Here is an 8,132-nt window from a genome sequence, read left to right as displayed (position 1 = left end):
GTGTGTGTGTGTGTGTGTGTGTGTGTGTGTGTGTTTACACAATCATTTGAATTGACCAAATTTTTGGCCCACTTTTTTTCAGTAATTTTATATGTGTTGATTGTGTGTAACATAACGAGGCAAAGATAGATAAAGTTTTCTAATATGCAAAAAGTTTTTTAAAAGTAGTACAAGACACAAATTTTAGATGTTGGAGATTAGAGATTGTACCATGTACAAAGTAGAATGTATAATGATTTTAATAATTAGAAGTTGGAAATTAGAATTTGGAAGCTAGAAAGCTATTCGCTAGAAACCAGTCGCTCAAATTCTACTGCATGTATGACTACAGCGGGGTCAAATGTATATAGCAACAGCCACCGTTTTGTTATGAGACCTCTTCGGGGTCGTATGTTATATAGGAAAATATTCCACTATAAACATATGACCTCTACGAGGTCAGATCAAAAGCCTCCTGCACATTGCTTACTGCCTACTGCTTTTAAAATTTAGAGGTTAGAAAGCTAAAAGGCTAAAAAATTAGAAGCCATCCGCTAAAGGCATTTCTATCTCAATATCTGATACACCAAGAATGCCAATAAATACGCCAGTCCTGACATTCCTACCAGCTGTCCCAGTGTCCACTTTAGGTTCTTCGTTTCTCTGTACACGGTAGCTATGGTAGCGATACACTGCATGGCAAAGGCATAAAAAATCAACAAAGAAAAACCTGTAGCAAAACTGAATACTTTCTCTCCATTGGGCTTCACATCGGATTTCATTTTCGTAAGAATTTCCCTTTCACCTTCTGCGGTTTCAGGGTCTAACTCCTCATCTAAACCATAAAGAATAGCAATGGTACCCACGAAAACTTCCCTTGCAGCAAAACTGGTAATGATACCGATACCCATTTTCCAATCGTATCCCAATGGTCGTACCACAGGGGCTATCACATCACCTACTTTTGCCAAATAAGAATCTTGCATTTCCACATCGGCAGCTATCCATTCGTTTTGATTTTGCTTCGGCCCAAAATACGCTAATGCCCATAAAATAATGCTTACCGCAAAGATGATTTTCCCTGCATTGGATATAAAATCCCACACTTTGCCTAAAGTCAGTTTGAAATCATTCTTCCATAATGGCATTTTATAGGTAGGCAAATCCATCACCAGATAAGATTTTTCCTTTGCTTTAATTAAGTGCTTTAATACCCATGAAGAGCAAAGTGCCACCACAAAACCCAAAAGATACATCCCCATCAGTGCCAGTGCCTTATAACTGATGAAACCTAAGAGGGTTCCGCTCGGAATAATAAGGGCAATGATGATGGAATAAATAGGCAACCTTGCAGAACATGCCATCAATGGTGTTACCAAAACGGTAAGCAGTCTTTCCTTGGTGTTTTCTATATTTCTGGCACTCATTACGGCTGGAACGGCACACGCAGCCCCTGAAACCAAGGGTACTATACTCTTTCCATTCAGTCCAAAAGGTCTTAATAATCTATCCATCAAGAAAACTACCCTCGCCATATACCCCGAATCTTCAAGGACATAAAGAAAATAAAACAAGATAAAAATCTGCGGTGCAAAAACTACAATTCCACTGAGTCCCGCGATGATACCATCTACCAAAAGACTATTGAGAGGCCCTTCGGGAAGGTGTGTAGCTACCCATTCTCCCAAAGCTGTAAAGCTCTCTTCTATCCAAGCCATAGGATATTCGGCGAGAAAGAATACGCAATTAAAAATCAATAAAAGCAATACCCCTAAAATCACATAGCCCCAAAACGGATGTACCAAAAGCCTATCCAGTTTTTCGGTAAGCAGCTGTTGAGGTTGTTTTTTTTGTGAAATAGCACCTTGGATGATGCCATCTATTTGCTGATACCTACGCACCGTTTCCTGCACCTGAAGCCGTTTGGGGGTGATTCCTTTTTCTTTGGCTAATCCCTCATCAGAGAGCAGCTGCACCCATGAAGGGTAATCGGTATTCTGCAGTTTATTTTTTTGTTCCGAAGGGATGATGAAAGATGAGTTTTGTAATGATTGAAATTCATCATTAAAAATAGAAGATTTTAATTCCTCTATTCCTTTATTTTCTTTGGCACTCATCTTCAAGACTTTCACTCCCAAATCCTTAGCAAGATGGTCTATGTCAATGGTGATACCTCTTTTCTCCGCTTCATCTATTTGATTGATGACCAAAAGCATGGGGATTCCCAAATCTTGAATTTGCTTAAAGAGCAGTAAACCTCTTTTTACGCTCAGAGCTTCTAAAATATAGACTACGCCTACATACTTTCCTTTTTCCTTTAAAAGATAATCACTAAAAACCGCTTCATCTTTAGACGATGGATAGATGCTGTATGCTCCAGGTAAATCTGTAACGGTAAAAGGCTTACCATTATATACATATTCCCCAGAATGGCTGGAGACCGTTACTCCTGCATAATTTCCCGTTTTTTGTTTTGTATTACAAAGTGCATTAAACACTGTAGATTTTCCTACATTGGGATTACCGACTAAAAGAATATTATTATTCATTTAAAGCATTTAAAAAAATTAAAAATGTGAGGATTGTTTTGATATCAAAAAAATACTCAAAAAGTTTACTACTTATGGCTTTTAAGGGTATGAAAACGAATTTATTATTGATTTTCTTCCTCTGAAAGCTGATGACAATGAATCCACTTCGCTTCTTCTTTTCTCAAAGCGATACGGCTTTTTTCTACCCCAAACTCTATATACAGAGGACCACCGAAAGGGGCTTGGTGCATGATTTTAAATTGAGTATCGGGCAAAAGTCCCATTTCAATAATCTTGCTGGGCACTCCTGCCTCATCAGTGTACCCCGTGATTATGCCCCAAGTATGATGCGGAAAAATATCTAATGTAAATGTTTTCAAAATAGAATAAATAAAAATTCGACTACAAAGATATTATTTAAGTTGAATAACCGAAAAATTTAAAGGATTAAAAAAATCTATTCGTTTTATATTTGATTTCCGATAAAGTATTCCTAATGAAATGGATAGACCTATATCCTCCTTTTTCCTAAAAAACGATGTATCTGCTTCTGAGTAGGAAAAAAATCTGAGAAATGAAATTTTGCTCTTTGATAAAAACAATACATAAGGAATAACCCCGAAAGTCCATACGATAAACTCGTAGCCCAAGCTGCACCCATAAGCCCGTACTGAGGCAAGCAAAGCCCACATAACACCACTATGAGAATAAGCCCCAATAATGCTCTATAATTAGTAATTTTTAGTTTGTTAATCGCAGCAAAATAATTTGCGGTTACCATAGCAATATTATCCAGATATACTCCAGGTAATAAAATAAGAATCACAGTTTTTAACTCAGAAAATTCACTCCCAAACACCCAAGGGTAAAACGCATTGGGTAACGCACAGAGTACTACACCAAACAATAAAGTAAGTGCGGAGGAGATACGCATTGTCTTCCTAGTCAGAGCAATTTGTAAAGCTCCTTTTTCCGTATGAATGAGTTCTCCAAAAAGCACTACTCCTAAACTTCGGGTAAGTGCCAATGATGCTTCTACTATGGCAATAGCTACAGAATATACCCCAAGGTGTGCCATACTCAGCATCGCCCCAATTATGTAATACGAATATCGCTGCCTAAGAAAAGTAAGTAAAATTCCTCCTTGCGACTGCCACCCATACCGAAACATCTGTACACCTATGGTTTTTATTTCCGAAAAAGATACCCATTCTAATTTTGAAAAACGAAGACTCGCTATCCATAATAGCATGAGTGTCATCATAGAAATAAGAAAGAAAAACTCTAATTCCACATGTATTTTCAGCCCATAAATTACTGAAAATACCAGTAGAGGAATGATGATTTTCAGCAAAGAAAAGGCATTAAACCACCCATACTTCCGATGCGAAATAAAAAGATGAAGATGGACGAAAAGTAAATTTTCAAAAAGTAAAAAACCGACAAAATACCAAGCGTACTCCGTAGGAAAAAGAAAAAAATTAAAGAAAAAAGAAATACATATCCCCGTAAAGACCGTCCATAGGTAAGCTAAAAAACGCACTTTTCCTTCCCCTAATCTTTGGGCGAAATAAGCTACCGCATTTCCAGCAATGACCTGACAAAGCATACTCGCCAAAACTACATTGGCTAAAAACAGTGTGGTTTCTCCCTTTCCTATAGCACCCCATATCCGAGCCACAAGTATTACCATCAAGAAATTTCCTAATAGCATTCCTACACGATAAAGGAGAGCACTGAACATTTATTGGAATAGATTTTGGGTAAAAGTAAGCATTTTGGGCTTCAATAATGCCCAATTGTATTTTTCCTCAAACAGTTTTCTGGCATTTTTCGCCATCATCTCATAGCGTGACGGAGCATCATAAATTGCCAATACTTTTTCGGCAATAATTTCGGCATTTTCAGGGTTTACCAAAATCGCAAACGGTTTATATTCCACTTGCTTTTTGATGGCTTTCAGATGAGAATAGACTACGGGCTTCCCCGATGCAGCGTAATAAAAAATTTTAATAGGCAAGCAATGATGATTTTCAAAGTTCACTTCCCGTAAATCAAAACAAAAATCAGCATGACGAATAGCAAAACTAAAATCTTCTAAACTTACAGGAGAATGCACCTCCACATGATGCAGTGAATGCCGCTTTAGCTCTGCTTGAAAAAAAGCATCTTCTTCCTCATTAGGGCTTCTACCGATTAACAAGAGATGTAAATGAAGCTCGGGACGCTTTTTACGAATAGCATCTGCCACCTCAAGAAAATTGCCTACCCCTTTACCTTTGCTAAAAATCCCAGTATAAGCCAGTGTCAATTGTTTTTTTTCCAATGATTTCATACCGTTATGAATATACCTTTCCATGGGATAGTAAGGTAAAACAATAGATTTTTTCCAAAAGAACAAATAATACAGCGGGAAATATTTGGTTTTTTCTCCGAAAATAAAAGCCGTGCTAAGCAACCCAGCATACAGCTGAATGAGGAATAGCTTGATGGTCAGCAGTATTTTCTTTAAAAAGGAATGTCCTGCTATCATCCTCAGCGAAGGATACCACTCCGTAATATCATACACTACAGGACACAGCGTTTTTTTCTGATAATCCTTTGTGGCAACTATCGCTAAGGGCTCACTACAAAAAATACCATCGGGCTGAAAATCTGCAATTACTTTTCTGAATGTCTCTATCTTCTCATCCGTAGAACGCTCTAAAATAGGAAAAGACTCTACCTCTATACCTTCAAAAACACCATTTCGGGCAGATGAAAGGCTACATACTTTCACCCTGTATCCTTCATCATAAAAAGTTTTTGCCTGATGATGAAATATCCTATCATCATCATCTCTATGTGCTGTAGTAAGGAAGAGTATTTTCTTCATATCATCACCATCCGTTCAAGAAAAAAAGTTTATTTAAACCAAATTTCCAGCCCAGCTTCTCTTTAATGGAAGCAAAAAGTCTGAAAGGAAATTCACATAAGTATCTTTAGAAAAATCAAATACTTCAATATCATGAGAAAGTTCACCTGATTTTAGTGCATTTCGGAAATCATTAAGTTTCATCGTTTTTACCTCTCCATTTTCCATATAACAAGCCTTCATCCTATCAAAAAGACCTAAAGAAAATTCTGTATCTAAAGCTCTCATCACTTGCCCCAATGCATCAATAGAGCATCCCGAAGCCATCTCTTTTTCCTCATCTACCGTGATAATGATAAACTGATTTTTCTCGATTTTAAAAGAGGAAGACAATGGCTTTCCATGTGCTGCCCAAGAGGATAGAAAATCATATAGTTTTTCTGTAATCACTTTACTTTCTTTTGGTGAAAAAGGTCTGGAGGCAGGGTAAATAATGACTCTGTAGTCATTGGTTTCTATAATTTCAGAAGTTTCTATTTTCATAATAAAAATTTATCAGACAAAGATACTAATTGAATTTGATAAAAATGATTGGGAATGATAAGCTGTACGATGATTTTAGAAGTTGAAGATGAGATGTTAGAGATTAGAGATTGTACAATGTACAAAGTATAATGTATAATGATTTTAGAGATTAGAAGCTAACTGCTATTCGCTAATCGCCAATAGCCATAAACTGATAAAAAAAGCCCTATCAGAACTACAACTCCGATAGGGCAAAGTAAAATTTATTGGATTAATTTTTCTAATCTCTCAAGCCTCTGCTTTAAATCTGCAATCTCTGCATCTTTAGCTCTCAATGCTTCTGCTTGTTGCTTATTCACTTTGTCTTGCTCTATACTATGCAAGTAAAGCTCTTCTATTTTCTCCACATTGGTCAGCTGCGTTTCCATTAAATCTACATATCCTTGTGCTTTAATGGTTGCTGCTGATTTATACCCTGGTAAATGTCCATTGGTTTTTACAAAATCTTCTACTTGGCTCAATGATTTAAAGTTATAATCTGCCTTGATAGACGAAGTCCCTGTATAGTACTTTTGGAATACATAATCTGGGAAGATAGTGGCTCCGTTAACTCCTTGGAAAGAAGTAGCTCTTACCATTCCATCATCTGTAATGCTTATTGGATGAGTAGTTCTGTCTCCATTGGCAGATGTAATGGCAAGCTGTACAGAATTACTCGCTGTATCTGGAACCCATGCAGATCTGATAGTAGAAGCTGTACCTACTTTTAATACCCCATCTGCCGTTACAAATACTGGCTTATCACCTACACCTGCTGTATTATTAGCTGTATTAGTACTTGCCAAATCTCCAAAACGAATATTTCCTACTCCTGTATGAATAGCATGATTATTTCTAGTTGCTCCCTTAATATCATTGATATAAACACCATAGTTATCTGTAATTTGGCTTGTTTTACCATCCGCTATTTCATTATTAATATTAATACCATTTAATGCCGTAATATTACCTATAGCTTCTGCTGACACCTTGTTATGCACCACGACACCGCTATAATTTTTTACAGGAGCAGATGCTTTATAATTATTAGAAATTACGACACCATCCATTCTATTTAATTGAGTATTAGTTTTATTATTATCAAAAGTATTAGAAAACCAAGCTGAAGTTTGACTTTCTGTAACTTCTGATTTAGAACTGATACTTGCATTTACAGCTTGCACTACTTTCGTAGAAGAAACTGTATTTAAATTGGTATCAATTTTATTAGAAATAATATTTCCTATTGCTGTAGTATTTTGAGATTGGTATGTAATTCCTAAAACATTCGCATAGATATCTTTCATACTAGAATTTGATGTAGTAGGAACTTCGACATATGTTTGTGAGCCAAAAACTTGATTAACATTACCACTTCCTCTAAAATTAATTATATTTCTTGAACCATACAGATTTTCTACTTTTCCTGTAAATCCATATGTATTTTCAATAATACTTCTAATACCACTTATATTACCTATAGTATTAGAGCCCATTAATCCCAAAGCTACATCAATACCCCTAGTTTCCCCAATAGGATTGGAACCTGAAATCATAGTTGCTACCTCGTGTCCTCCAATATGTTCAATGGAATCTGAACTATTATCTCCCATATATAAGTAATCTCTGTTTAACCAAATATCAAAAAGAGGTTTATGAATATTATTAAAATATGCAGCTCTATAATATGGCACATAAGTAGCCTGTCCTGCACCTGTAGTTACTCTATCTAAATGATTTGGCTTGAATTGGAATAATTTATAATCCGATGTAAATACTTTATTATTTGGTCTATCAGACTTTTCAAAAACAGAAGTATCTGCCAACGCATCAGAGGTTATATATTTAAAATTAGGAATGCTTTTTAAATCTGCATTAGATTTGAAAATTGTATTATCTTCTACTTGTTTCGTTATAGAATTATATTCTTTATATACCAATACTGAAGGGTCTGGTGAACCTACAAATTGCTGTAATCCTTTTCCATTCTTTACTTGAATAAGATCTCCCATACCTGTAGTATTTGCTCTTTGTGCAACAATAGCATCAGTACCATTAAATTTCCATTCTCTGCCATCTGCTCCCGAACTGCTTTTCACCCACTCGGTACCATTATAGAAATAATACCCTTTTTCCGTAATCTTCGCTACTCTATTATTTACTGTAGCATCACTTCCTGCGGAGTAAGTAGCATCCGTAGCATA

Annotated in this window: 5 protein-coding genes and 1 pseudogene; all 6 read right to left on the bottom strand. The window is 36.2% G+C overall.

Annotated features, from left to right (window positions below):
• Positions 1 to 545: 545 nt before the first annotated feature.
• Complete coding sequence (gene feoB / locus HMPREF9699_RS02170) at positions 546 to 2,528, bottom strand: ferrous iron transport protein B (protein WP_002662030.1); 1,983 nt, start codon at positions 2,526 to 2,528, stop codon at positions 546 to 548.
• A gap of 104 nt (positions 2,529 to 2,632) precedes the next feature.
• Complete coding sequence (locus tag HMPREF9699_RS02165; protein WP_002662028.1) at positions 2,633 to 2,890, bottom strand: FeoA family protein; 258 nt, start codon at positions 2,888 to 2,890, stop codon at positions 2,633 to 2,635.
• A gap of 131 nt (positions 2,891 to 3,021) precedes the next feature.
• Positions 3,022 to 4,254, bottom strand: a complete 1,233-nt coding sequence (locus tag HMPREF9699_RS02160) for a lipopolysaccharide biosynthesis protein (protein ID WP_002662027.1) — start codon at positions 4,252 to 4,254, stop codon at positions 3,022 to 3,024.
• Positions 4,255 to 5,385, bottom strand: coding sequence for a glycosyltransferase (locus HMPREF9699_RS02155; RefSeq protein ID WP_002662025.1), 1,131 nt, complete (start codon positions 5,383 to 5,385; stop codon positions 4,255 to 4,257).
• Positions 5,386 to 5,418: 33 nt separating this feature from the next.
• A complete protein-coding gene (locus HMPREF9699_RS02150) occupies positions 5,419 to 5,907 on the bottom strand; it encodes a hypothetical protein (RefSeq protein ID WP_002662023.1) in 489 nt (162 codons plus the stop codon).
• A gap of 245 nt (positions 5,908 to 6,152) precedes the next feature.
• Positions 6,153 to 8,132: pseudogene (locus HMPREF9699_RS10740) on the bottom strand (hypothetical protein); the annotation flags it as partial.

The sequence above is a fragment of the Bergeyella zoohelcum ATCC 43767 genome, assembly GCF_000301075.1.
GTDB classification, from domain to species: Bacteria; Bacteroidota; Bacteroidia; order Flavobacteriales; family Weeksellaceae; genus Bergeyella; species Bergeyella zoohelcum.
The sequence above is the reverse complement of the archived record's forward strand: the minus strand, read 5'-3'. Positions and strand labels throughout refer to the sequence as shown.

Bases quoted from the DNA above. Each gene is read 5' to 3' on its own strand.
- feoB (WP_002662030.1), bottom strand. From the start codon at position 2,528: ATGAATAATAATATTCTTTTAGTCGGTAATCCCAATGTAGGAAAATCT.
- HMPREF9699_RS02160 (WP_002662027.1), bottom strand. From the start codon at position 4,254: ATGTTCAGTGCTCTCCTTTATCGTGTAGGAATGCTATTAGGAAATTTC.
- HMPREF9699_RS02155 (WP_002662025.1), bottom strand. From the start codon at position 5,385: ATGAAGAAAATACTCTTCCTTACTACAGCACATAGAGATGATGATGAT.
- HMPREF9699_RS02150 (WP_002662023.1), bottom strand. From the start codon at position 5,907: ATGAAAATAGAAACTTCTGAAATTATAGAAACCAATGACTACAGAGTC.